This is a genomic window from Alicyclobacillus hesperidum subsp. aegles (genome assembly GCF_027923525.1).
In the GTDB taxonomy this organism is placed as follows: Bacteria; Bacillota; Bacilli; order Alicyclobacillales; family Alicyclobacillaceae; genus Alicyclobacillus; species Alicyclobacillus aegles.
In genome coordinates, this window is sequence record NZ_BSBJ01000070.1 from 15,368 (window position 1) to 38,356 (window position 22,989).

Sequence of the window (22,989 nt, forward strand, 5' to 3'; positions counted from 1 at the left end):
GATTTTCGGCGGTCAAGTGAGAAGAATGCGGTCATTCTGGGCGCAGATTGGAGCCATCGTGCGTAGACTAACAACAAACACCGAAGAACCGCGGCGAACACCGCGATGGGCGAGGTGAAGTGGAATGCCAGAATGGCTTCGTAGTCAGCTCAGGCGAGCGTTCCTCAATCGCGATCGAAAGTCCATCCTGATGCTTAATCAAGCATTCTACCGTTATCGCCAGACGCGAACATAAAACGGGCGGCCACACTGGGCCGCCTCGAAAAGCCACTGACCTTGCACCGCTCAACGCTATCTGGCAATGCGGCCATGAAATTTGTTTACAATGCGCGACAGAACTTCCTCTGTGACAGGACCAAGTTGGGCTTTATACATATCGAGAGATATGTGGCACCCATCGCGGTCGTTCTCCTCATCAAAGGCTAGAATCACACGTTGGCCGTCAGACAACTCGTATTCCAAATAATAGGTATTCATGAGCAACCAACCTCTCCACAAGCAAAACACCGGGCCTTGCTTCCAAGCCCGGTGTTTTGCTTGTGCATTAGCCGCGGCGTCCGCCGCGCCCACCGCGTTTGCTTTCATTGCGGCGCAGCGCTGAAAGGCGCTCTTCGCTGTCCTTTAGAAACCGGTTCATAATCTGTTCGAACCCCGGTCGCCGCCCATCACCGCGGTGACCGCCCCCGCGCGGACCACCGTGCCCACGGCCTGATTGGCCGTTGGTGGAAGACTCATTGGCCTGGCGAATGGAAAGGGCGATTTTTCCATCCCCACCGATGCTGATGATCTTCACTGTGACTTCGTCGTCGACTTTCAAAAAGTCGTGGACGTCTTTCACGTAGCTGTCCGAAATCTCGGAGATGTGCACCAATCCAGTTGCGCCCTCGGGCAAAGTTACAAAAGCCCCAAACTTCGTGATGCCTGTAACTTTCCCTGTCACCTTGCTGCCGACCTCAATGGCCATAAAGACGTCTGTTCCTCCCTGTTCGCATGAGACGAAAGAATCATTTCTGATGAGTGCGAAGCTATCCAACGAGTCATCCTTGGATCAGGATATCCTCTTTGCAAGAATGGAACACAAGGACCGACTGCGAATTACGACAATCTTAGCCTTTATGACCATTCGGTTGCAAATCGAACGGAACTTGATTTGGCATCACCAAATTCTGATGTTCCGTTGCGTACTTTTCAATATACGATGGATCATTCAATTGTTGCTTCTCTTTTTGAAGGGTTTGCTGCTGTGTCTGTATGCGGTGCAGTTGATTCTGAAGCTCGACGTTTTGGGCCTGAAGTTGCTTCAACTGAGGACGCTCCGCATGTAGAAAGTACACTGCGGCCCAACCACAAATGACGATCATCGCAAGATAGCGTACGCGCATCCACGGATGCCGAACGGCACGGCTTCTATGTTGCTCGGCACCATAACGTTGACGGTCTGCTCGCACGAGTATACGCTCCCTCATGGACGTTGACAAAGCTGAGGACTACTGTACCGGCTTTCGAGTACGCCTTAACCATTTCGCCGTCAGTTGCCAAAACTCCTCTTGCCATTGCGAAAGTTTTTTCCGCCAAGCGGCATCTTCCGCCACGTATCGTCGGATTGGAAACGTGAGTATCAAGAACACAATCGACAGCAGTCTGGCCATGACATCCTCGAACCGACAGCCCAACCGATACAACAACGTAGCCAAGCCACTGACCAATCGCCAAATCAAACGCGCTGGCACGCCAAACAGCATGTACAACATGCGGCCACAGATGAGTACGACAACGCGCATGACATGCAGGATGGCAAAGGCACTACCCACGACCCAGCGCCTCAGGAGTAAGCGATACAAAGCATACCCGGCGGTAAGCAACAAGAATGTCCAAATGCGGAACGCACCGGAGATGGTACGATACGTGCATACGTATACGACAACAGCAGCGACAAGCCAAAAGGCGAGATCGAACAATGGCCGTAACCGACGCAACCAACGCGATGCGCCCGTGATGGTATTGTAGAAGTCAAACGTCGCTCCCATAGCCATGCCGCACAGAACCATCCATGCGACGTATGCGGCGTTTTGCGCTGTGTTCATCGCAACAACCGCCCCATCAATCCCCGCGGCTTGCCATCGTCATACACGATGGCCCCTATCTCGCCCTCGATGCACACGATACCTGCTTGTCTATCAAACTGCTTCATGTGCAGCGACTGCCCTGCGATACGCATATTGCCTGCCGTGGTGGACAATTCAAACGCCTGAACGTCAAAGCTCTCGACGCGCTTGACCCCCGTGATTTGCAACTCGCGGCGCCCTGTCAAGTGCACATCGTGTTCCTCAGCCGCAGCCATACCGCCACCTCCATCGACCCAAGTCGTCCATCTTTAGTCTATGAGGAGGTTTGCGATATAGAACGACGGATATGCAAAAGGACCGATCCGTTACAAACGGATCGATCCTCCAATTTAGCGAGCGACGTCTTCGTCTTCGTCGTCGACAAACGCGGCATCTACTTGATCTTTGCGCGTCTCCACCGCAATCACGTCATACAAGGAAGCAGCCTCATCCCGGCGCGGATTCTCGGTCAGCTTGCGAACGACGACCGTCATGGTCTTGTTACCATAGCGAATGATAAGTTCGTCGTCGACCGCGACGTCTGTCGATGCTTTCGCTGTGCGCCCGTTGACGCTCACACGACCAGCGTCGCAAATCTGCTTCGCCAATGTACGTCGTTTGATGAGACGCGATACTTTGAGAAACTTATCGAGACGCAAGGCTTACCGCGTGCTTTCCTTCAGCTTGTTGCCCGGCTTAAATGCAGGAACGGTAGACGCCGGGATTTCAATGACTTCACCAGTCTGCGGATTCCGGCCGGAACGCGCGGCGCGCGAACGAGTCTCGAATGTGCCGAAACCGATGACCTGCACCTTTTCCCCTGCAGCCAGAGCTTCCTCGATGGTGTCGAAGACGCTGTTGACAGCCAATTCGGCGTCCTTCTTTTTCAGACCGGTCTTCTCGGCCACCTTGTTTATCAGTTCCATCTTATTCACTCGCGAGATACCCCTTTCGTGGGAATGTCGGGAATCTAATTCGTCCTTCGCCGCAGGAATCCTGCTAATTTTCCTTCGGAAGCGTTATTTTTGCTTCATTCCAGTAGCGATCGAGCGTTTCCTGCGATATGTCTGACCAGGATTCGTTGCTTTCCGCCACACGCCGCTCCACGTACTGAAATCGATTGGTGAATTTGCGCGTCGCCCTTGCCAATAACGTCTCGGCATCCAGTTGCAGAAACCGGGCGATATTGACACAAGCGAACAGTAAATCCCCCAACTTTTCTGCCACCGCTGTATCACGCCTGCGATCGCGGACAAGCTCGATTTCAAGTTCATTCATTTCCTCTTTTATCTTGTCCCATACATCCTCGAGCTTTGCCCAGTCGAATCCGACTTTGGCGGCGGCAACCTGAACGCCCTGTGCAACCGCGAGCGCAGGCCCTGCAAAGGATACCGTGGAAAGCACACTCTTCTGACTCTCTTGTTTTGTGCGCTCTTCCGCTTTCACACGCTCCCAAATGGCATTTACTTCTTCGGCAGATTGTGCAGATTTCTCACCAAACACGTGCGGATGGCGACGCACCAGCTTCTCTGACAGTCGAGCGAATACGTCGCGCACGTCAAAATCGCCTACTTCGCTGGCAATCTGCGCGTGCAACAACACCTGCAAAAGCAGATCCCCAAGCTCTTCCGCCAGATGGTCTGGATCTTGCTCGTCGATGGCTGCCGCGACTTCGTAGGCCTCTTCGATGACGTACTTGCGCAACGATTCGTGCGTTTGCTTCCTGTCCCACGGGCACCCATCCGGACCTCGCAACGTCTCGACGATGCCAACAGCCGCAAACGGATCTCGCCAGGTGAGCCGAGCCTCCTGTACAGGCGGGACATACACAGTCGTCAGGTGATCGATCCAATCAAGCCTGTCCAATTCGTACAACGGCACGACCTCTATGCGCTCCTCCCCTGTCACACCGGCAGCGCGAATCACGGTTACTGGGTAGTCGTCCGGATAGACATCCATGAGACTCAACTTCACATCAGTCGCTACTTGCCGTTGATATACTTGGGCGATAAGCGTGTGCAGGCGCGGGTGTAACAGACGGCTCGCCAGTTGCGTCCCGTCAAGCAACAGGAGTCCCTCTATGGGGTCGATCCGCAACCTCGATGCGGCAACATCCAGAAAGCTCTGCCCGGGTCCGATTTCGATCGCGACCTCAGGGTCGTTCATTGCGAGTAGAAGCTGCACACTCAACTCCGCGATGAGCGGATGCCCTGGCACGGCGTAAATCACGTGATCGTGCGTTCGCGCGCGCTCCCGCACCCGCTCGGCCATCCGAGCGTAGGCCTCATCAAACGTCTCGCTTGTTTCATAGATGTCGTCAAGGGACTCATACGCGACGCCGAGTTCGGGCAGCGAACGGACGACCGGATGCACGGCCGTGCGCAACACGACAGGCCATCCGGATTGTAGCAAACGATATGTGCCGAGGGGCAACCCGTTCAAATCCCCCGGTCCGAGCCCTACTACATGCACGATTCCCACGTAAAAACCGCCCTTCTGCAACGTAAACGTGTCATTGGCCAGTATAAACAATCTGCCACTGCACGGGAAATCTCCTTACGCCGAAAAGGCCTGTTGCGGACTCTCCTGCAACAGGCCTTTTCAGAAAAACAGCAGACAATACCAGGATTCCGTGAGCAAGCTCATTATTGCTCCATTTGTTTACCAAGAAAGCCGGCTGCCGTTTCGGCAAGCTTCGTTTCCGTCTCTCCCATCCGCACATTGTCTTCGCGCGTCACCAGGATGACTGCACCAATTGGATCGCCAGCGGCGATAATGGGAGCGATCACGCGTGCACCAAAGCGCTCGCTCCGATCCCGGACAATCGAGTAGTCGCCGGGTGTAGAGTTGATCACCGTCTTGCGATCCTCCATCGCCTGTTCGATGTCTTCGCTGACCTGCTTCTCCAAGAAATCCTTCTTCGAGGCACCCGCAACTGCGATGATGACATCGCGATCGGCAATCATAGCGATATGTCCAGTCGACTCCGCCAATGAATCGGCGTACTCCTTTGCAAAATCACCAAGTTCGCCAATCGGCGAGTACTTCTTCAAGATGACTTCCCCGTCGCGATCGACAAAGATTTCTAAGGGATCGCCTTCGCGGATCCGCAACGTGCGTCGAATTTCCTTCGGAATTACAACACGACCGAGGTCATCAATTCTCCGTACGATGCCTGTAGCTTTCAAGAAATGATCCCTCACCCTCATGAAGTTTGGTGCAACGGATGTCTGACGTGACTGTATTATGTGACACCATAAGATCCTCTATGCACCAAGGAAGCATGAGGGTTGTCGTTAAACACCGGCCACTTCCTCCTGCGTTTTGGACTGGCGGACCATCTCCAGATAATCGCGCAAAAATGCGGAAAGCTTGTTCAGAATCTCTTTCCCAGGCATACCCTTCGTGCGGAACGACACGAAGAATAGGCCGTTGGGTCGGCTTGTCGGCTGACCGTGGTGCTTCATCGCCATCGCCAACGCTTTGCTATAGTCGACAGGCCGCGATGCATCGTTGCCAAAGCGAATAGCTGTCTCAGCGCCATGCACCGAGATCTGATCGACGCCGGCGCTGGCGGCGAGGCTCTTGAGCCGCGTGACGTTGAGCAGGTTGCGTACCTCGGTGGGCAGATCGCCATAGCGATCCTCGAGTTCTTCTTCGAGATCGTCCGCCTCCATCAAGGTCTGGACCGCACGGAAGCGTTTATACATCGCAATTTTCTGCGCCGAATCGGAGATATAGGTATCCGGGATATACGCTTCAACCGGCAGATCGATACTCGGTTCGACGCCTTGTTCCACTTGCTCTCCGCGCAGTTCGCGAACCGCCTGCGCCAGCATCTCGGTATACATATCAAAGCCGACGGAATTGATGAATCCGTGTTGTTCAGCGCCGAGCAAATTGCCTGCACCGCGAATGGACAGATCGCGCATGGCAATCTTAAAGCCGCTGCCAAGTTCTGTGAACTCCTTGATGGCTGACAACCGCTTTTCTGCCACCTCTGTGAGCACTTTGTCCCGCTGATACGTGAAATACGCGTAAGCGATCCGATTCGAACGCCCAACGCGCCCGCGCAGTTGGTACAACTGTGAAAGCCCGAACTTGTCGGCATCGTAGACAATCAACGTGTTGACGTTGGAAATGTCAAGTCCCGTCTCAATGATGGTGGTCGTAACGAGAATGTCGATCTCGCCCTCGAGAAAATCGAGCATCACCCGCTCGAGTTCAGCCTCCTGCATCTGCCCGTGGGCAACGGTCACGCGGGCGTCCGGCGCCATCTCCTGCACCCGCTCGGCCATGCGATGAATGTTGTGAACCTGGTTGTAAACAAAGTACACCTGACCACCGCGCCCAAGTTCTCGCTCCAACGCTTCCCGAATCAACCCCTCGTTGTACTCGACGACATACGTTTGTACCGGAAAGCGATTCTCTGGAGGCGTCTCAATCACGGACAAGTCACGCACACCCATCATCGACATGTGCAGCGTTCGCGGAATAGGCGTCGCGGTCAACGTCAAGCAGTCGACATTGGCGCGCAACTGCTTTAGGCGCTCCTTGTGCGTCACGCCAAAGCGCTGCTCTTCATCGACAATAAGCAAGCCAAGGTCCTTAAATTGAATGGACTTTTGCAGCAAACGATGCGTTCCGATCACGACGTCGACTGTGCCGTCCTTTAATCCCTTGATACAAGCCTGCGAATCCTTGCGCGATCGAAACCTGCTCAACATGTCGATAGTCACCGGAAACCCGGCAAAACGCTCCTTAAATGTCTCATAGTGCTGTTGTGCCAACACAGTTGTTGGTACAAGGACGGCCACCTGCTTGCCGTCCATAACAGCCTTAAAGGCAGCCCGGACAGCGACTTCCGTCTTCCCATATCCGACATCTCCGCACAACAGCCTATCCATTGGCCTTGCCCGCTCCATGTCGCGCTTAATATCCGCGATCGCACGCAATTGATCCGGTGTTTCCTCGTACGGAAACATATTTTCGAAGTCAACTTGCCATGGTGTGTCCGGTGAGAATGCATGTCCCGGCGTCGCCTCGCGCTGCGCGTACAACTTCACGAGGTCGGCCGCAATATCCTTGACCGTCTTACTGACGCGATTTTTGACCTTTTGCCATTCGCCACTACCCAGATGGTGTAGTTTGGGCTCCTTTTCGCCCGAGCCGATATAGCGCTGAATTTGATCGATCTGATCGACCGGTACATACAAGCTGTCGTTGCCTGCATAGCTCAAGTACAAATAATCGTTATGTCGTCCCTCGACTTCGAGCGTCTTGATGCCCATGTACTTGCCAATACCATGGTTGACGTGGACGACATAGTCGCCAACATTCAATTCCTGATAGCTTTTAATTCGCTCGGCGTCCGAGACGTTCGAGCGCGTGCGCCGGTGTTTGCGTTTGGCGGTAAACACCTCGGTCTCGACGATGAGCGCGATATGCTGCATCGGCAATTCAAAGCCACTCGACAAGTTGGCGACGACGATTTGCGGCTCTTTGGCGCCAGGTGTGAACGACTCCACTTCGTCCGCACCGATCCGATAATCGTCCAACACGCGCGCGAGATGCTCCGCACGCTCCTTGGTCGCAGCCGCAAACACGACGTTCATACCGGCGTGCTGCCAGCGTGCGACTTCCGTCTTCAAGACATTCATCTGGCCATGGAAGTTCTGCATGCTCCGCGCCGTCAGATTGACAACCTGCCCGAAACGCGTACCTGCCTGGCTGCGGGTGAACGTCGAAAAGTGCACCTTCGCTTTCGACAATTCTGCAATCTTCGCCTCATAGTCAACGGCCTCGACCGTGCCTGATAAGACTTCACCACGCATGAGCGCACCCGAGAGCCACTCATTGAACTCCCTCTCTAAAGCTTGCGCACGCTCCAGCAATCGCGATGTCTCGTCCAGGCAGACAAACGTCGAACCCGTGACATGATCGAACAGCGTATCCACGTGATCGGTAAGAAGTCCGCGGTATCGGGCGAGCCCTGGGAACGACTGCCCACTCTGCAACTTGCGCAAATCTGCACCAATCGCCGTCTGCAATCGATCGCGTACATCGGCGTCCGTCGTCGTGCGCAGGCGAGACTCAAGGTGTTCGGCAACGCGATCCGCCACCTCTGCCGCCACACTGGGGGGCACGGCCAAATCGATGGCAGGTCCGAAAGATACCTCGTTCAGCTTCTCAAGCGAGCGTTGCGTGTCGGGATCGAACGTGCGAATCGAATCGATCTCGGTATCAAACCATTCCATCCGATAGGGCTGTGTCGCCGCCATCGGAAAAACGTCCAAAATGCCGCCGCGAACGCTGAACTGGCCTCTACTCTCAACCAGATCAACACGTTCATAACCGCCTTTCACCAACTGCGCCACAACATCGTCAAGTGGCTGATTCAGGCCAACCTCGAGCCGAACGAGCGTTTGCATAAACTGACTGCGCTTCGTAATAGGTTGCCAAGCGGCCAAAAGCGTCGTTACCACGACAACAGGGCCCTCCGCAACGAGGGCCTCCATCACATGCAACCGATCTGACATGACGTCAGATGAAGCTGCGATATAGTCGACCAAAGCGTTTTCGCGCTCCGGAAACAGATAGACGCGCGCATCTGGAAGATACTCTTTCAGGTCTTCCCAAACGGTTTGCGCTTGACTCGCCGTATGCGTCACCACGATCATGGACTCGGGCCCACGTGCATTGCGCAATGCGTACAGTGCGGCCATCGTCAATTGTCGAGCCGCGCCTGTCACGCCTGTGATCAGTGCGTCATTGCGCCGTGGCCCCATCCCGCCGGCCAACGCTTGAAGCGCGTCATCAGCAGCCATGAGTTGGACGAGACCTTTCACACTACTCCCCCTCCCAGTCCGCGCACGGAGTTGGATCTATTGAATGATGTTGCCCTCTATCAAGAGCTCTGGATGCATCGCAACAGCTTGTTCGCAGGCGTCGCAAACCGTCTGAATCTCATACTTGTCCGGGCCCGCATGAATCACGTCGCGCTGATGTTCAACGTCCAAATGATGCAACCCAAGCCGTGATACGGCGTCGGCGTATGACCAAGCTTCGTGATCGACGACGCCAACCGGCTGTTTACAATACCGGCATACGTATTCAAAGCGCATCTGCGCCACCCCCGACAACGATGTCTGCCATTAGTATGGGGGTAGAACAAAATGGACATACGTCACACAGCAAATTTGCACGCACAAGCCGATCCAACTAAAACGAAACGCGGTTATATTGATTCATCGCATGTTCAAAACCGTGCTCGACGGCATGCATTGCCGCCTCCGCGGCGGCCGCGGCTGCCTTTTCCACCCGCACGCGCTCCTCTTCAGGGAAGGTGCCCAGCACATACGGAATGATGTCGGATCCACGCGGTGGACGCCCGATGCCGATGCGAATACGGCAAAAGGTATCCGTTCCCAACGACTGTATCAGCGATACCACACCGTTGTGCCCGCCCGCCGAACCGCGCGCACGCAGTTTGAGTTGACCGGGTGGAAAATCCATATCGTCGTATATCACCAAGATGTCTTGCTCGACATCCAATTTGTAAAAGCGGACGATCTCGGCAGCTGCAACTCCGCTTACGTTCATATACGTCTGCGGTTTCACGAGCAGAACTGGTTCCCCCGCAATCCGCGCCTCACCGATGAGCGATTGAAATTTGGCGCGATCGACAACGACGCCGAGCCTTTGAGCGGCGTTATCGATCGCCCAAAAGCCGACGTTGTGCCGGGTTCGTTCGTATTTGAAGCCTGGGTTACCAAGCCCAATGATTGCTTTCAAAAGTCTGTATCCTCCTGTGGCGATGGCGCTCAGTCAAACAACTGGCTGATGGAGCGCTGTGTATGCACGCGGATGATGGCCTCGGCAATCAGTTCGGCTACGGATAAGACGCGAATTTTATCGATCCGCTTATGTTCCGGCAAGGCAATCGTATTGGTGACTACGACTTCTTGGATCTCGGATTTCGCGATGCGCTCGACCCCGGCACCGGACAGCACCGGGTGAATGCAACACGCGTAAACACCTTTCGCTCCCCGTGCCAACAACTCGCTGGCCCCTGCCGAGATGGTTCCGGCGGTGTCGATCATGTCGTCGATAAGAATAGCCGTCTTGCCCTCAATATCGCCGATGATGTTCATCACTTTTGCTTCGTTGACTTCGGGACGTCGCTTATCGATGATGGCCAAAGGCGCCCCCAGCCGCTCGGCGAATGCGCGGGCTCGCGTCACACCACCCATGTCTGGCGACACGACGACGGGATTCTCAATTTGCTTGTCCAGAAAATAATCAGCCAGAATCGGCATGCCAATCAAATGATCCAGCGGGATGTCGAAGAAGCCCTGAATCTGACCTGCGTGCAAGTCCATGCAGATCACGCGGGAAGCCCCTGCTGTCTCAAGCAGGTTGGCGACCAATTTTGCCGTGATCGGATCGCGAGCGCGCGCCTTGCGGTCCTGACGCGCATATCCATAATACGGAATGACAACGTTGATGGTGCGCGCCGACGCTCGCTTGACAGCGTCGATCAAGATCAATAACTCCATGAGGTGCTCATTGACCGGCGCGCTCGTCGGTTGAATAATAAACACGTTGCTACCGCGAACGCTCTCGCCCAGCTTGATCTGCACTTCGCCGTCCTTGAAGCGGCTGACCTTGCACTCGGCCAAAGAGACGCCAATATAATCAGCAATTTCCTGCGCCAAGGCTGGATTGGCGTTTCCCGTGACAAGCTTCAAATCGCTGTCAATGGCCACTGTCGTCCCCGCCTTTCACGAGATTCTGGTTCTGCTTGCGCGCTTTCCACGCTCGTACATAGTTCGGCTTCGTCGTTTGGGGAACGCGAGAGATGACAAACGCGTCATCCCCTACGTTGTCTGTGACGGTCGATCCGGCCGTGATGTACGCCCCCTCGCCGATGACGAGCGGCGCGATAAGATTGACGTTCGATCCGACGAAACTGTTGTCGCCAATCACCGTTCTGTGTTTGCGCTCGCCGTCGTAGTTGACCGTGATCACGCCGCAGCCGACGTTCACTTGGCTACCCACGTCTGCGTCGCCGACGTACGCGAGGTGACTTACCTTTGTATCGTCGCCAATATTGCTATTTTTGACTTCGACGAAATCGCCAATCTTGACGCGCTTACCAACGCGCGAACCCGGCCGCAGGTAGGCAAACGGCCCAACTTGAGCTTGCTCACCAATTTCACTTTCCACCGCAACCGCATTCTGCACGACGGCACCCGCTTCAACCCGCGTGTCGACGAGCCTGGTATGCGGGCCGATCACCGCGCCTTCGCAAACTACCGTGCGACCGCTGAGCAACGTCCCAGGCAACAGTGTAACATCCGGAGCGAGCACCACGTCGGCATCGATATAGGTATTGCTTGGATCAACAATGGTCACACCTTCGCGCATCCATCGCGTGGCGATATTGTGGCGGCAAATCTGCTCGACGTGCGCCAGTTGTGCGCGATCATTGACACTGGCGATTTCCAAAGGATCCTCGACCATCCGGGCAATCACGCGTTCGCCGTCGGTACGAAGGATGGCGAGCGTGTCCGTCAAATAATATTCACGTTGAGCGTTATCTGCTTGTAACCGACCCACCGACGCTTGAAGTGCGTCCAGCCGATATGCGTAAATGCCAGTATTGATTATTCGATGCTTGCGCTCTTCAACAGACGCGTCCTTTTCCTCGACGACGCGAAGAACGCCGCCCTCGTCATCCAGAAAGACACGCCCTAATCCCGTCGGATCTGGAACAGAGGCCGTTAATACGACCGCCGCTGCACCAGTCGTTTCGCGCGCCTCAAACATACTTGCAATCGTCTGCGGACGGATGAGCGGCGCATCGCCGTACAGCACGACCACGGTATTTGTATCCGAACGCAATGTGGGAAGAGCCGCCTTGACGGCGTCGCCAGTACCAAGCTGAGCTTCTTGAACTGCGATGTCTGCACGCCCAGCGACTGCTGCCGCCACGCGTTCCCGCTGCTGGCCGACGACAACGACAATTTGGTCGACGCCCACCTCTTCGAGTGTGTCGAGAATATGGTGAATCATCGGTTTCCCGCAGACCGGATGCAACACCTTATGCGTCTGCGATTTCATGCGTGTGCCATGGCCAGCGGCCAACACAATGGCACTCCTCGTCATTCGGATCTCCCCCACACAACGTAACACTGCGGATCTTGACTGATGTTGTCGACCCCCAGTGTACCTGAAGGACATTTGCGATTTCAATTTCAAACGCCCTTATCCACAAAAAAGCCCTGGCATTTGCCAGGGACTTTTCAAACAAGATTCAAAAGTTGTTCAAAAAGGTCAGTTGCCCTTCCAGGGGTACGCTTTACCTGGTCGTCTCACCGACCACTTGCTCTTCCGCCTGGATGGTTTCGCCGGGCTGTTGAGCATCGCGGAAATACGCATCGAGGACTGCCTCTTGAATCTTTTGCCGCGTCGATGCAGAAATGGGATGCGCGATGTCCCTGAATTCGCCGTCTGGGGTCTTTTTACTCGGCATCGCAACAAACATCCCATTGTTTCCATCAATAATGCGAATATCGTGGACTACGAATTCGCTATCAATGGTAATAGAAGCAATCGCCTTCATACGGCCTTCTGTCGCAACCTTGCGAAGCCTTACATCGGTGATTTGCACCCTTTTCACCACCCTGATGTCGCGATTGGTCAGTTCTACCTAAAACACCAATTCAACATCGAGGCGGTAAACTCCTGCATCAAACGTCATACATTATTCAAAAATTCACGTACATGCGGTACATCAACCACGATACGCAATGAATTCAATTTCTACGCGCGCCCCGCGCGGAAGGGCCGCAACTTGTACCGTCGATCGCGCCGGTCGATGATCTCCAAAAAAACTTGCGCACGCCTCATTGACGACCTGAAATTCCGCGAGATCCGTCATAAAAATGGTCGCCTTGACGACTTGCTCGCGCGTGCTACCTGCAGCTTTGAGGACTGCGTCCAAGTTCGCAAACACCTGCGCGACCTGCTCGGCGATACCACCCTCAACGATGTGGCCTTCCTTCGTCAGCGGTATTTGTCCCGAGGTATACAAAAACGGACCAACACTGACTGCCTGTGAATACGGGCCAATCGCGGCCGGTGCGTCATTCGTTTGAATGATATCCATGCTACATCCTCCTCAAGGGTTTCTCGCCCATCATCATTGTGTTAAGGGAAACGGGCGAACTTCAATACCAGCCTCACTGACTTCGTTCACTTGTAACAGAGCCACGTATGAATCGACCATCTTGGCCACCGGCATCGCAGTCGCCATAAAGACGGCTGTGCCAACCACTTCGGCATCGAACTCGGCCAACAATTGCGCCACTGCCCTCGCGGTCGCACCCGCCCGCATGAAGTCGTCGACGATAAGGGCCCGCGCGTCGTTTGGCACCAGCCTCTTACTGAGCGACATCGTCTGAATGCGCTTCGCCGATCCAGATACGTAATGCGTGGTCACGGACGCCCCTTCGGTAACGCGTTGGTCGCGCCGTACAATCGCGATGGGAACGTGGAGGTAGCGAGCCACCGATGCCGCGAGCGTAATGCCCTTGGTCTCTACCGTCACGACGACGTTGACGCCCGCGTGTTGAAAATGCGCACTCACTAACCGCCCAACAAAATCGAGAACATCCGGATCCCCCAGAACGTCCGACAGGTAGACAAACTGCCCCGCTAACACCCTGTCCGGATCGGAGAGTCGCGCCGCAAGTTCACCCAGAAATGCAGCTCTGTCGTCATGGGCGACAACGGGCCGATAGCGCACGCCGCCCTGGACGCCTACCATCGTCTCGACGTTCCCCGTTCCTGCGCCCGCAAACGTCTCCCGAATGAGCGCAATATCTTCACTTAGCGTCGATTTTGCGACTCCCCATCGATCTGCGAGCTGTGTCACATGAAGCGGCGCCGCAGGTTGTTCGACAAGTCGCTGGGTCAGGCGAATCAGTCGTTCCTGTCGCTGCATGGCGACGCTCCTTTCCCGCGAACTGGGCGTTTCCTACTCTTACTCAGCGGCAGTTTGCCCCACCACTTCTTCAGCGCCGACAAAGCGGCATATGTACACGTCTTTCATAATCCCGCGCAAGGCGTTGTACATCCGCTGCGCCTGTCCCGACGTCACAGCAAGGCAAAACAACGTCGGACCGCTGCCCGACATGTGCACAGGATGGTGCGTCACTGCTTCAACCTTTTCGGCCAGGGCCCGCAATTCCGGATACATGTCAAACGTGACGCGCTGCAATGCGTTACGCACCAAGGGAGCGATCCCCTGTCCGTTTGCTTCCGCCAGACAACTCACCATCGCTGCACTTGCCGGGCTGTCCGTAAAGTCATCCGGTCGTAACCCCTGATAGACCTCCGCCGTCGACACAAACAGACGTGGATGGACGAGCACCGCAAACATCGGAAGCACATAAGGAATGCGTGTCAATTTCTCGCCACGACCGCGCGCAATTGCCGTACCGCCATACATGCAAAACGGCACATCCGAACCAATGCGAGCCCCCACTTGTGACAGTTCCTCGAGCGACATACCGGTTCCGAACAACTCGTTCAACCCGCGTAGAACCGCAGCCGCATCGCTCGATCCGCCTGCCAAGCCGGCCGCAATCGGAATGTGCTTCTCAAGCTGGATGTGCACGCCTGCAGCTATGCCTGTGTGCTCAAAAAAACAGTGCGCCGCCTGCACCGCGAGGTTGCGCTCGTCGACAGGAATGGCAGCCGATGTGCTTTCAATGGTCACCTCTCCCGCCGGGCGCTTATCGAGCCATACCAAGTCGGATAGGTCGATACTTTGCATGACCATGTCAACCTCGTGGTACCCGTCGTCGCGGCGACCCAATACGTCCAACGTCAAGTTGATTTTCGCGTACGCCCGCTTAAACAACAAAATGCCCCACCTCGACTAGGACTAGCATGCCGAGGTGGAGCGGCAAAGTCAAGATCCGGTTACAGCATCGCGTAACTAGGACCATCCGACTGCACCGGAAGCTCGTGGACGCGCACTGCACCCAACTGGGTCAGTCGTTGCTCAAGCGGTGCCAACTTTTCGTAGAAGACGCACAACACATCCCCGGCTTGCATGTCGCATAGTGCCGCCTCCATCGCCTGCACCTCCGACAAGACCACCGCCACTGGCTTGTGAGGCACCGCCTGCGCAATGGCTGTCTGCAGAATGCGGGCGATCTCGCCCGGTTTGCGTCCCCGTAAATCCTGATCCTCTTTGACGATGAACTGATCGAACCATGGCGCCAACGCTTGTGCTGCCTGCTCGACGACGTGATCGGCCCGGTCTCCCGGAACGCCAACAACACCTAGCAGCCGCTTGTGCGGCACCCGCGCCAGCCACTCGCCGACGCGTTGAAAGCCCGCTGGATTGTGAGCATAGTCAAGGATGACATGAGCGCCATTCTGCAACTGAAACATTGCACAACGCCCTTGATTGCGATCCGGTTCAAACGTCCGCAAGGCCTTTGCGACCAAGCGCCGAGGAAGGCCTGCCGCACGCATCGCCGCGGTCGCAAGCAAGGCATTTTCCACATGAAAACCGACAGTGCCGCCTAACGTAATGGGAATCTCGGCAACGGGAACAACGGTCCGCCGCACGCGCCCATTCGCCTCGACAATCTGTCCATCTTCCACGTAAAATGCAGTGCCGCCGGCTGCAATATGGCGGGCGATCCGCTCGTTCCGCTGCGACGAAGAGGTCAAAAAGGCCTCAGCCTGAAAGCGGGAACGCATCGCCATGACGCGATCGTCGTCGGCGTTGAGCACAACGATTCCACCCGGGCGCACACGCTCGCCTACCAATGCTTTGACATGCGCGATGTCATCGATGGAATCGAGGCAATCTTGACCGACGTGATCGAGCGAGATGTTTGTGATGACCCCGACATCCGCGTAGTCGTAGGCAAGACCGCCACGGATGATGCCGCCGCGCGCGGTCTCGAGCACAGCGACCTCTACTTCTGGATGAGAGAGCACCAAGCGAGCACTGCGCGGTCCTGTCGTATCGCCTGGTTGTACCAACGTGCCGCCAATATAGACGCCGCCTGTCGACGTGTGACCCACCGTTTTGCCAGCCGTGGCAAAGCCGTGCGCAACCAGGCGCGAGGTCGTCGTCTTGCCGTTGGTGCCCGTGATGGAGATGATGGGAATACGCCCGTTCTGGCCATTTGGGAACAACGACTCCACAATCGCCTCAGCCACCCGCCGCGGCTCGCCCTGGGAAGGATGTTCATGCATGCGGATGCCTGGCGCCGCGTTGACTTCGATCACCGCGCAATTGCCACGCGCTGCAGGTTCATTCAGCGAGCGGATCACCATATCGACGCCACACACGTCGAGCCCAATGTGCATCGCACTCTGTTCCGCAATTCTCCGGTACGTCGGGTGGATCACATCCGTGACATCACAAGCTTCGCCACCTGTTGATAGATTGGCACTGTCGCGTACCGTGACGCGTTCTCCCTGTGCCGGGACACTTTCAAGTGTGTAGCCAGCCTTTGCTAAAGCCGCTTCGACAACCGCGTCGATCGCGATGCGCGTGAGCGGCTTTTCGTGCCCGACTCCCCGCCTCGGATCCTGATTCACCCGCTCAATTAACTCGCGAATCGTCGCCTTGCCGTCGCCCTCCACCATCGCAGGTTGGCGCAACGATGCAGCCACACAGCGCCCGTCGACGACGAGCAAACGGACGTTGGATCCAGGGATGTACTCTTCGATGACGGCGCTTCGCGAAAATTCCGACGCAACAGCAAACGCCTTGCGCACCTCGTCTTCTGTCGTTAAATTCAATGAGACACCCTGGCCCTGGCGACCATCCAGCGGTTTTACAACGACCGGCGCCCCCACGTCGTGCAACCAACCGACTGCCTCCTCGGGCGATGTGGCAACCCCGCCATAAGGCACCGGAATCCCCACGTCTTCCAGCAAACGTTTGGTAAACGCCTTGTCACTCGCGATGTCGACACCGACGCATGACGTCTTTTGCGTAATCGTCGCTTCAACCCGCTTGCGATGGACGCCGTACCCCAGTTCCAAGAAACTGCCTTGCAGGCGGCGAACCGGAATGCCTCGTCGCTTACAGGCATCAACGATGGCCTGGGTACTTGGGCCAAGTTGGTATTGCGCATAGATGTCGCGCGCCTCCGTGATGATCTGCGCAACATCTGGCGCGCGTTCGTTGCGACTGAGTGCGCGGACAAGTTCCACTGCTTGCAAGAGCAACCAGCGCTGCGTCTCAAAGCATGCACATTCCAAGACAATGTCGTAGATACCCGGACCATCGGCATACACCGTCTTGCCATAGTTGACGCCGAGCCCAGCCAAGTTTGCCAACTCAATGGCGACGTGTTCACAGATGTGCCCGAAATATGTTCCGCCCTGAAGGCGCTCCACAAAGCCTCCTGGCGCACCTTTGGCACAGTGGTGCTCGGCAAGTCCCGGCAAAAGCGCGAGCAGGCGTTCCGTGAAGCCAGGGTAATCCACGCTCTCTTTTTCCGTCCATTCACCCAAGTGAATGCGCGCGACAAGGATGGGTTTATACAGATAGACGTTCGGGCCTTCGAAATGCCGAACTGATTGAATGTTCATGAGGAAAGCTCCTTGCGGTGAAGCCATTGTTCAAAATCGGGAATTGGTTTTCGATCGCGCAGTAAGAACCCGCACCCTTCGGGCAACATGTGCAACTGGACGCCGCATAAGGCCAGCGACTCGTCCCGCCGCACGCGATCCAGATTTGAATATGACACCTTCCCTGCATCCACAATGCTTACGGCCCCCCGGCCAATCACTTGCAAGACGTGATCGCGCACAATGACGGCCGTATCTTCGTCGATCCCAAGGCCAAGATGATGCGGATACTGGGCGACTGCCGACAACAATCTACCAAGCCTACCTCGCTGTGCAAAATGTTGATCGATTACGCAGCCGTCAAGAAACTCCATGCCCGGTGCCATGTCCACGATCGAGGGTCGCGGATTGGTTTCCGCCTGGCCATCGACAATCATCGTACTTGACATCATCGAGGCACCCGCGCTGGTCCCACCGAGCACAACGCCGCGGTGATGCGCCTCGTGTAGCGCTGCATCCACGCGTGTGCCGCCGAGCAGCTTCGTAATCCGGAGCTGATCCCCTCCAGTAAAGTAAATACAGGTCGCCTGCTCGATCATTTGAATCGCACTCGCAGCATTAGCGGCATCTCGATGCGACACGTCAAACGTCCGCACGTCTTCCACGCCGATGCGCTGAAACACGTCGATGTACTCCGCACCGACTTCCACTGGAAGTTTCGTTGCGACCGTAATCACGAGCACGCGCGCGTGCTTCCCGCCCCCGAGTTCGACGAACCTTCGAAGAATGCGGCACTCGCCCGTTTTATCTTCGGCGCCGCCGACAATAACCAATGGCCCCGACTGACTTGCCAAACGGTTCTCCTCCTCGCGTACCTATGAGCGCCGCCTGCGGATAGGCGATGCTAGTACTTTTTCCACGCAGGTTGGAGTATATTCCAACAAAAATGGCCGGGAACGCGCCCGGCCATCGTCGTCACCTCTGCCCGGTTTTGTCTGCCATAGCTTGCTCTGCGATCTCGATGGCGCGTTTGACCATGTTCCCTGCATCTCTCGCTCGAATTCCGCCCCATCCTTCTTTCTGGACGGTGTCGTAAAACCCGAGTTCCTTCGCAAGTTCCACTTTCAACGCATCGGACATCGTTCCGCCATGCCTTGCCATGCCAAATCCCTCCCTGAGTCAGAGGACGACAGTTCCTAATATGCCGCACTTGTGTCACCTTTATCCCAATATACGAGTGACACAAGCAGGCCTTTGGCACGACAATTCTCGACAAAACAAAAGCGAGGCTCGCGCCTCGCCTACAACGATGTAACATCGTAATATCTCATTGTTCAACAGCGAACTTCGCGGTGTTGCCGTCCTCTGTGCACAGCATGAGCTCAACAGTTTCAGTCAGCACGTCAGCGTAACTGTACGAAACGCGCTCAAACGATCCGTCAGGCGGGTCAAGCTTCACCACAAAGACAGACGGATACGTTTCTTCCAAAACCCCGAAGCGCTCAACCGTCTTACGACGTCCTCCGTTTGCACGAAGGAGTACGCGTTCGCCGATGAGTCCATCCAGACTCTTTTTAATTTCGTGGAGCGCATTTTTGGCCAACACACACCACCTCTTTCCGCGCTTGATTATAGCACGGCAAAGAGGCTATGTCAACAAAATTCAAACATTATATCAGCGTATGTTTTTCGTTGTCAATGGGTAATTTACGACGTTGACGGCCCGTCAGTACGCTGATCTAGGCAACCCCAGCCTGTATTTCCCTCTTGATTCCAACCCTCCGATACCGTCGGTTCCCGTATATGTCGATTTGACGACATCGTACAAATTGACCGTTTCATGAATGGGTGTAAAGGCAATTTTCTCCGCAATGAACACCGGATCAAGCGCGTGGATCATAATGCGCTGCGGGGATGAGGCAAAGTTGGCCCCGGCATCGAGGATCCCCTCGAAGTGCGACTGACAGGCACCTGCAATAATCACGAGATCATCCATATTGCGCACATGCTTCCGTGCATTGGCGACCGTCCGCACGAAGTTTTGGGAGTTCCGGTAATTGCGTATATCCGACCAATCCTTGCCCTTTTTGATGACGCCGTCGTGACCGGTAATAATCAAGATATCCGGCTCATACTGTTCCAGCAAGCCGATAACTTTATCAGGCATCTGCGATTCTGCCACGTGTTGGCCAACCGCCCGGATCCCGAGTTCCCGATACATGGCCATGCACTTTTGCAAATACGTTCCGTCGCCGTCCAAGTGCAGAACCCGGCCGGGCCGCTCAAAAAAATCCGGGTTGCTTTGGAAGCGGCTCTCGCGCCGCAGAGCTCGCTTTTCATACTCATGTGCGCGCCTTGACTGAATCAGGCGTAAACACTCGCCCTCAACCTGATTCCGGGCCGCCTCAAATTGACGAAGTTCATCTTCGCTCACGCGCTCCAAATCGTCAAAAGGCGCGTCTGCCATCAAACGCACGTCGATCCCCTTAAGGATTGCCGTTTCCGTGGCGTTATCCACCTCGACGACGACGAAGCAGACGTCCTTGCCGTAGGACTTACGCGTGACCATTTCGCCCGCTTTCCACATGCAACCACCCCTCACGAACGACTCTGCCATACGATATGCAAGGTCAGTTCGATGTGACAGACGCGGAGGCGGCTCATGAGCAAAGATGGAAGGCAAACCACCGTAGCTATCGTCGCGGCATACAACGAAGCGCAAACCATTGGCAATGTGCTGCGCCAATTGCTGCGCGCAGGTGTCAAGAAAGTCGTGATCGTCGACAACGGAAGCGAGGACGCGACCAGTGAGAAAGCCTTGGCGGTGCATGGCATGGATGTGCGCATCATCAAGTTCCAGCGTGCGCTGGGGCACGACGTGCCACGCGCGATCGGCGCCATAGCTGCCTTGCGTGCATGGTCAAAGCAGGATCTGGCTGCGCTTTTATTCATTGACGGAGACTGGGGCGGTTCATTTGGACCGATGTTGCAGGCATTCATCGACGAAGCGCAAGCGGTACCAAGAGCCATTGTGGGTATTGATGCGGGTAGCTTGCAACACGGCCCCCTTGCCGAGGCCATTCGTTCCGCTTGGCTGCCGGTGTTGGACGTTGCTTTGACATGTGACAAGCCTATACCGTGCCTTCTGCCGCAATACGTGCCGCGCACGGTGTTCCAATCCGTGTCGCCTATTTGGCTAGGATCGCCCGGCGCCTGGTTTGCCGCGACGGTACAAGCCGGTTGGGTTTGGCGAGGATTTCGCGGTTGGAATATCGGCCTGGTCGGCAACCGCTCGCGCTCCGTATCCCACAATCGCCGACTTGCCGACTTGATTCGCCTGGACGCCCGTATTGCAGCAACGCACCTTGGCCTTCAAGGCGACCGTATATCCGTTCTGTCGGCCCTGCCCGGTCGGGAGTGGTCCGTGCTGATCGATTATGCAAGTTCGTTCTGCACAGGACAAAAGCTATGACTTCGTGTAGCGATCCGCCACCTTGCTGGCGCCAAACGAATCGGGCTTGATGTGGGCCTCGTAGCCATTGGCCTCGATCCAGGCGACAATTTCGCGAATCCACTGCTTGGTTTCGCCAGCCTCGCCGATGTCGAGATGAACTTCGATGTGCCACTTGTCTGCGTCCTGTTGTAGATATTCGCTAAGGATACCGCCTGTCTGGATGGAGAGGGATGCTTCGGTGAACATGCGCTGCCTGAGCGCACGCATGTTGGTGTGGTTTTCCTTGTGGATATAATAGCGGGCGCCGTGTCCTACACGATGCAAGATCACCGCCGTAACAAACGTTGCTTCGTGTAGCCGCTCACGCGGCTGTGAATCGGTACCGATGATTAAACGGTACCTATCGGCTGCATGTAATCGCCGTTCACGAATGATATCGTCGGCGACCTGCGCCAACGTCAGTGTGCCTAGCGTCGGACTTCGGAACATCATCATGCCCATCGCCCCCTATGCTATTACTAGTATATTCTTCCCAAAGGCGATGGTCACGTGTAAAAGCCGTTAGGCCCCGTGATAGGGCAGTGCGGACACAGTATGGAAAGCGCTTGCATACAAAACTCCCGTTTCGCATAATAGAAACCGTATTTCCCAGATCACACAATGTCCTGAGGGGTCCTCGCTATGAACATACACGATATCCCGGGTACCATCGCCGTGCGGTCGGAAGATGCGTTTGATACCGAGGCTGTTCGGGCATATCTCGTCCGCGAAAAGCTCATACCATCTGACCAAAGTGCACACTTAGATGTGGTGCAGTTTCCAACTGGTGCTTCCAATCTGACCTACTTGCTTCAATGCGGGTCATGGATGGCCGTGCTGCGTCGCCCCCCACACGGACCACTGCCTCCGCGAGCCCATGACATGAAGCGAGAATCCGCTTTTCTGGCCGAATTGCATCCACACTTCCCCAAGGCGCCGCAACCGTACGCTTTCTGTGAGGACACAACCATCATGGGAGTACCCTTCTTCCTGATGGAATATCGCCCAGGCATCTGCATCGACACGGCCTTCCCGTCCCATGTGCCATTTACGCCGGAGAAAGCAAGAGCCGTTGGCGAACAAGCCGTGCACGCGCTCGTCGAGTTGCACAACGTAGACATTGCAGAGACAGCGCTTCATACTTTCGGACACCCCGATGGCTTTTTACGACGGCAGGTTGAGGGTTGGATGGAGCGTTTTCGACGATCGGGCACCGGTGAAAGCGTACCAGGAGCCGACGCCTTGATGACATGGCTTGCAGGCAACATCCCAGACACGCACAATCACACCGTCATCCACAACGATTTTAAGCTCAATAACCTGCTCTTTGAGTCAAACTCGCTTGCGGAAATCGTCGGAATTGTCGATTGGGAAATGGCAACTATCGGAGATCCACTGTTCGATCTCGGTGTCATGCTCAGCTATTGGGTGGAGGCCTCTGATCCAGAGCCGCTGCGCAGCCTGCTGCCTTCCGCCACTGTCCTGCCAGGCTTTTTGCGGCGCGACGAAGTCGTACAGATCTACGCTCGCACAAGCGGCCGCTCTGTCGATCATGTGAACTTTTATTATGTGCTTGGAACGTTTAAGTTGGCCGTGATCGTGCAACAGATTTATGTTCGTTACAAAATGGGCAAGACGACCGATCCGCGCTTTGCTCACTTCGGGGATGCGGTACGCACGCTGATCGAACACGCGGTTTGCACCGCCGGCGTATAGGTACCAAAAAGCCAGGCGCCACGCATGACTCGCGCGACGCCTGGCGTCAATCTCAGA

At 55.7% G+C, this 22,989-nt stretch carries 26 protein-coding genes; 3 read left to right on the forward strand and 23 right to left on the reverse strand.

Translation table 11 applies throughout. The annotated features are described in order from the left end of the window. Nucleotides 1–124 precede the first annotated feature (124 nt). Nucleotides 125–235: a cortex morphogenetic protein CmpA gene (gene cmpA / locus QMF38_RS12435; protein WP_100218561.1), complete on the forward strand. Its 111-nt coding sequence runs from the start codon at nucleotides 125–127 to the stop codon at nucleotides 233–235. 309 nt (nucleotides 236–544) lie between these two features. Here cmpA and QMF38_RS12440 read toward each other — a convergent pair whose 3' ends face one another. The 22 genes from QMF38_RS12440 to yabG all read right to left on the reverse strand — a co-directional run bounded on the left by QMF38_RS12440 (nucleotide 545) and on the right by yabG (nucleotide 20,310). Further along, nucleotides 545–964: a S1 domain-containing RNA-binding protein gene (locus QMF38_RS12440; protein ID WP_281759624.1), complete on the reverse strand. Its 420-nt coding sequence runs from the start codon at nucleotides 962–964 to the stop codon at nucleotides 545–547. Between the two features lie 142 nt (nucleotides 965–1,106). Then, nucleotides 1,107–1,448 (reverse strand): FtsB family cell division protein, encoded by a 342-nt coding sequence (locus QMF38_RS12445; protein WP_237716368.1) that lies wholly within the window; start codon nucleotides 1,446–1,448, stop codon nucleotides 1,107–1,109. Nucleotides 1,449–1,487: 39 nt separating this feature from the next. After that, entirely contained in the window at nucleotides 1,488–2,084 is a 597-nt protein-coding gene (gene yabQ / locus QMF38_RS12450) for a spore cortex biosynthesis protein YabQ (protein ID WP_006445653.1), read from the reverse strand. Then, the gene (locus tag QMF38_RS12455; protein ID WP_006445654.1) at nucleotides 2,081–2,341 is read right to left on the reverse strand and encodes a YabP/YqfC family sporulation protein; all 261 of its coding nucleotides are present in this window, start codon (nucleotides 2,339–2,341) and stop codon (nucleotides 2,081–2,083) included. Before QMF38_RS12455 ends, yabQ begins: the two co-directional genes overlap by 4 nt. 114 nt (nucleotides 2,342–2,455) lie before the next feature. After that, nucleotides 2,456–2,764, reverse strand: a complete 309-nt coding sequence (locus QMF38_RS12460) for an RNA-binding S4 domain-containing protein (RefSeq protein ID WP_040288422.1) — start codon at nucleotides 2,762–2,764, stop codon at nucleotides 2,456–2,458. A 3-nt stretch (nucleotides 2,765–2,767) separates the two neighbouring features. Further along, nucleotides 2,768–3,040 (reverse strand): HU family DNA-binding protein, encoded by a 273-nt coding sequence (locus QMF38_RS12465; protein WP_006445656.1) that lies wholly within the window; start codon nucleotides 3,038–3,040, stop codon nucleotides 2,768–2,770. A gap of 64 nt (nucleotides 3,041–3,104) precedes the next feature. Then, nucleotides 3,105–4,586 (reverse strand): bifunctional methyltransferase/pyrophosphohydrolase YabN, encoded by a 1,482-nt coding sequence (locus tag QMF38_RS12470; protein ID WP_281759625.1) that lies wholly within the window; start codon nucleotides 4,584–4,586, stop codon nucleotides 3,105–3,107. A gap of 164 nt (nucleotides 4,587–4,750) precedes the next feature. Further along, nucleotides 4,751–5,293: a stage V sporulation protein T gene (gene spoVT, locus QMF38_RS12475; protein ID WP_040288424.1), complete on the reverse strand. Its 543-nt coding sequence runs from the start codon at nucleotides 5,291–5,293 to the stop codon at nucleotides 4,751–4,753. Between the two features lie 108 nt (nucleotides 5,294–5,401). Further along, nucleotides 5,402–8,953: a transcription-repair coupling factor gene (gene mfd / locus QMF38_RS12480; protein ID WP_281759626.1), complete on the reverse strand. Its 3,552-nt coding sequence runs from the start codon at nucleotides 8,951–8,953 to the stop codon at nucleotides 5,402–5,404. Nucleotides 8,954–8,989: 36 nt separating this feature from the next. Next, nucleotides 8,990–9,229: an anti-sigma-F factor Fin gene (locus QMF38_RS12485; protein WP_040288428.1), complete on the reverse strand. Its 240-nt coding sequence runs from the start codon at nucleotides 9,227–9,229 to the stop codon at nucleotides 8,990–8,992. Nucleotides 9,230–9,326: 97 nt separating this feature from the next. Beyond that, nucleotides 9,327–9,899: an aminoacyl-tRNA hydrolase gene (gene pth, locus QMF38_RS12490; protein ID WP_074692679.1), complete on the reverse strand. Its 573-nt coding sequence runs from the start codon at nucleotides 9,897–9,899 to the stop codon at nucleotides 9,327–9,329. A 29-nt stretch (nucleotides 9,900–9,928) separates the two neighbouring features. Then, nucleotides 9,929–10,873, reverse strand: a complete 945-nt coding sequence (locus QMF38_RS12495) for a ribose-phosphate diphosphokinase (protein WP_006445663.1) — start codon at nucleotides 10,871–10,873, stop codon at nucleotides 9,929–9,931. Further along, entirely contained in the window at nucleotides 10,863–12,275 is a 1,413-nt protein-coding gene (glmU, locus tag QMF38_RS12500) for a bifunctional UDP-N-acetylglucosamine diphosphorylase/glucosamine-1-phosphate N-acetyltransferase GlmU (protein WP_074692682.1), read from the reverse strand. The genes QMF38_RS12495 and glmU overlap by 11 nt, the downstream gene beginning before the upstream one ends. Before the next feature lie 193 nt (nucleotides 12,276–12,468). Continuing rightward, nucleotides 12,469–12,780: a septation regulator SpoVG gene (gene spoVG / locus QMF38_RS12505; RefSeq protein ID WP_040288429.1), complete on the reverse strand. Its 312-nt coding sequence runs from the start codon at nucleotides 12,778–12,780 to the stop codon at nucleotides 12,469–12,471. Between the two features lie 123 nt (nucleotides 12,781–12,903). Beyond that, nucleotides 12,904–13,278, reverse strand: a complete 375-nt coding sequence (locus QMF38_RS12510) for a RidA family protein (protein WP_006445666.1) — start codon at nucleotides 13,276–13,278, stop codon at nucleotides 12,904–12,906. 33 nt (nucleotides 13,279–13,311) lie between these two features. Then, nucleotides 13,312–14,115 carry a pur operon repressor gene (gene purR, locus QMF38_RS12515; protein WP_006445667.1) on the reverse strand — a complete coding sequence of 268 codons (804 nt, stop codon included), beginning with the start codon at nucleotides 14,113–14,115 and terminating at the stop codon, nucleotides 13,312–13,314. A 39-nt stretch (nucleotides 14,116–14,154) separates the two neighbouring features. Continuing rightward, nucleotides 14,155–15,036, reverse strand: coding sequence for a 4-(cytidine 5'-diphospho)-2-C-methyl-D-erythritol kinase (gene ispE / locus QMF38_RS12520; protein WP_309298704.1), 882 nt, complete (start codon nucleotides 15,034–15,036; stop codon nucleotides 14,155–14,157). Nucleotides 15,037–15,098: 62 nt separating this feature from the next. Then, complete coding sequence (cphA, locus tag QMF38_RS12525; protein WP_058094681.1) at nucleotides 15,099–17,744, reverse strand: cyanophycin synthetase; 2,646 nt, start codon at nucleotides 17,742–17,744, stop codon at nucleotides 15,099–15,101. Next, nucleotides 17,741–18,577 carry a cyanophycinase gene (locus QMF38_RS12530; protein WP_040288434.1) on the reverse strand — a complete coding sequence of 279 codons (837 nt, stop codon included), beginning with the start codon at nucleotides 18,575–18,577 and terminating at the stop codon, nucleotides 17,741–17,743. The genes cphA and QMF38_RS12530 overlap by 4 nt, the downstream gene beginning before the upstream one ends. 121 nt (nucleotides 18,578–18,698) lie before the next feature. Beyond that, nucleotides 18,699–18,884, reverse strand: coding sequence for a small, acid-soluble spore protein, alpha/beta type (locus QMF38_RS12535; RefSeq protein WP_040288436.1), 186 nt, complete (start codon nucleotides 18,882–18,884; stop codon nucleotides 18,699–18,701). 166 nt (nucleotides 18,885–19,050) lie between these two features. Beyond that, nucleotides 19,051–19,326 (reverse strand): biofilm formation stimulator Veg, encoded by a 276-nt coding sequence (veg, locus tag QMF38_RS12540; RefSeq protein WP_040288486.1) that lies wholly within the window; start codon nucleotides 19,324–19,326, stop codon nucleotides 19,051–19,053. Nucleotides 19,327–19,449: 123 nt separating this feature from the next. Continuing rightward, nucleotides 19,450–20,310 (reverse strand): sporulation peptidase YabG, encoded by an 861-nt coding sequence (gene yabG / locus QMF38_RS12545; protein WP_040288437.1) that lies wholly within the window; start codon nucleotides 20,308–20,310, stop codon nucleotides 19,450–19,452. Nucleotides 20,311–20,385: 75 nt separating this feature from the next. Between yabG and QMF38_RS12550 the strand changes: the two genes are divergently transcribed. After that, the gene (locus QMF38_RS12550; protein WP_058094683.1) at nucleotides 20,386–21,195 is read left to right on the forward strand and encodes a glycosyltransferase; all 810 of its coding nucleotides are present in this window, start codon (nucleotides 20,386–20,388) and stop codon (nucleotides 21,193–21,195) included. Here the strand turns inward: QMF38_RS12550 and QMF38_RS12555 are convergent. After that, nucleotides 21,190–21,672 carry a ribonuclease H-like YkuK family protein gene (locus tag QMF38_RS12555; protein WP_232302249.1) on the reverse strand — a complete coding sequence of 161 codons (483 nt, stop codon included), beginning with the start codon at nucleotides 21,670–21,672 and terminating at the stop codon, nucleotides 21,190–21,192. The two genes, QMF38_RS12550 and QMF38_RS12555, sit on opposite strands and share 6 nt — an antisense overlap. 186 nt (nucleotides 21,673–21,858) lie before the next feature. On the opposite strand from QMF38_RS12555, the gene QMF38_RS12560 reads away from it, so the two are divergent. Beyond that, on the forward strand, nucleotides 21,859–22,932 hold the full coding sequence (locus QMF38_RS12560; RefSeq protein ID WP_281759628.1) for a phosphotransferase family protein: 1,074 nt from the start codon (nucleotides 21,859–21,861) through the stop codon (nucleotides 22,930–22,932). Nucleotides 22,933–22,989 lie beyond the last annotated feature (57 nt).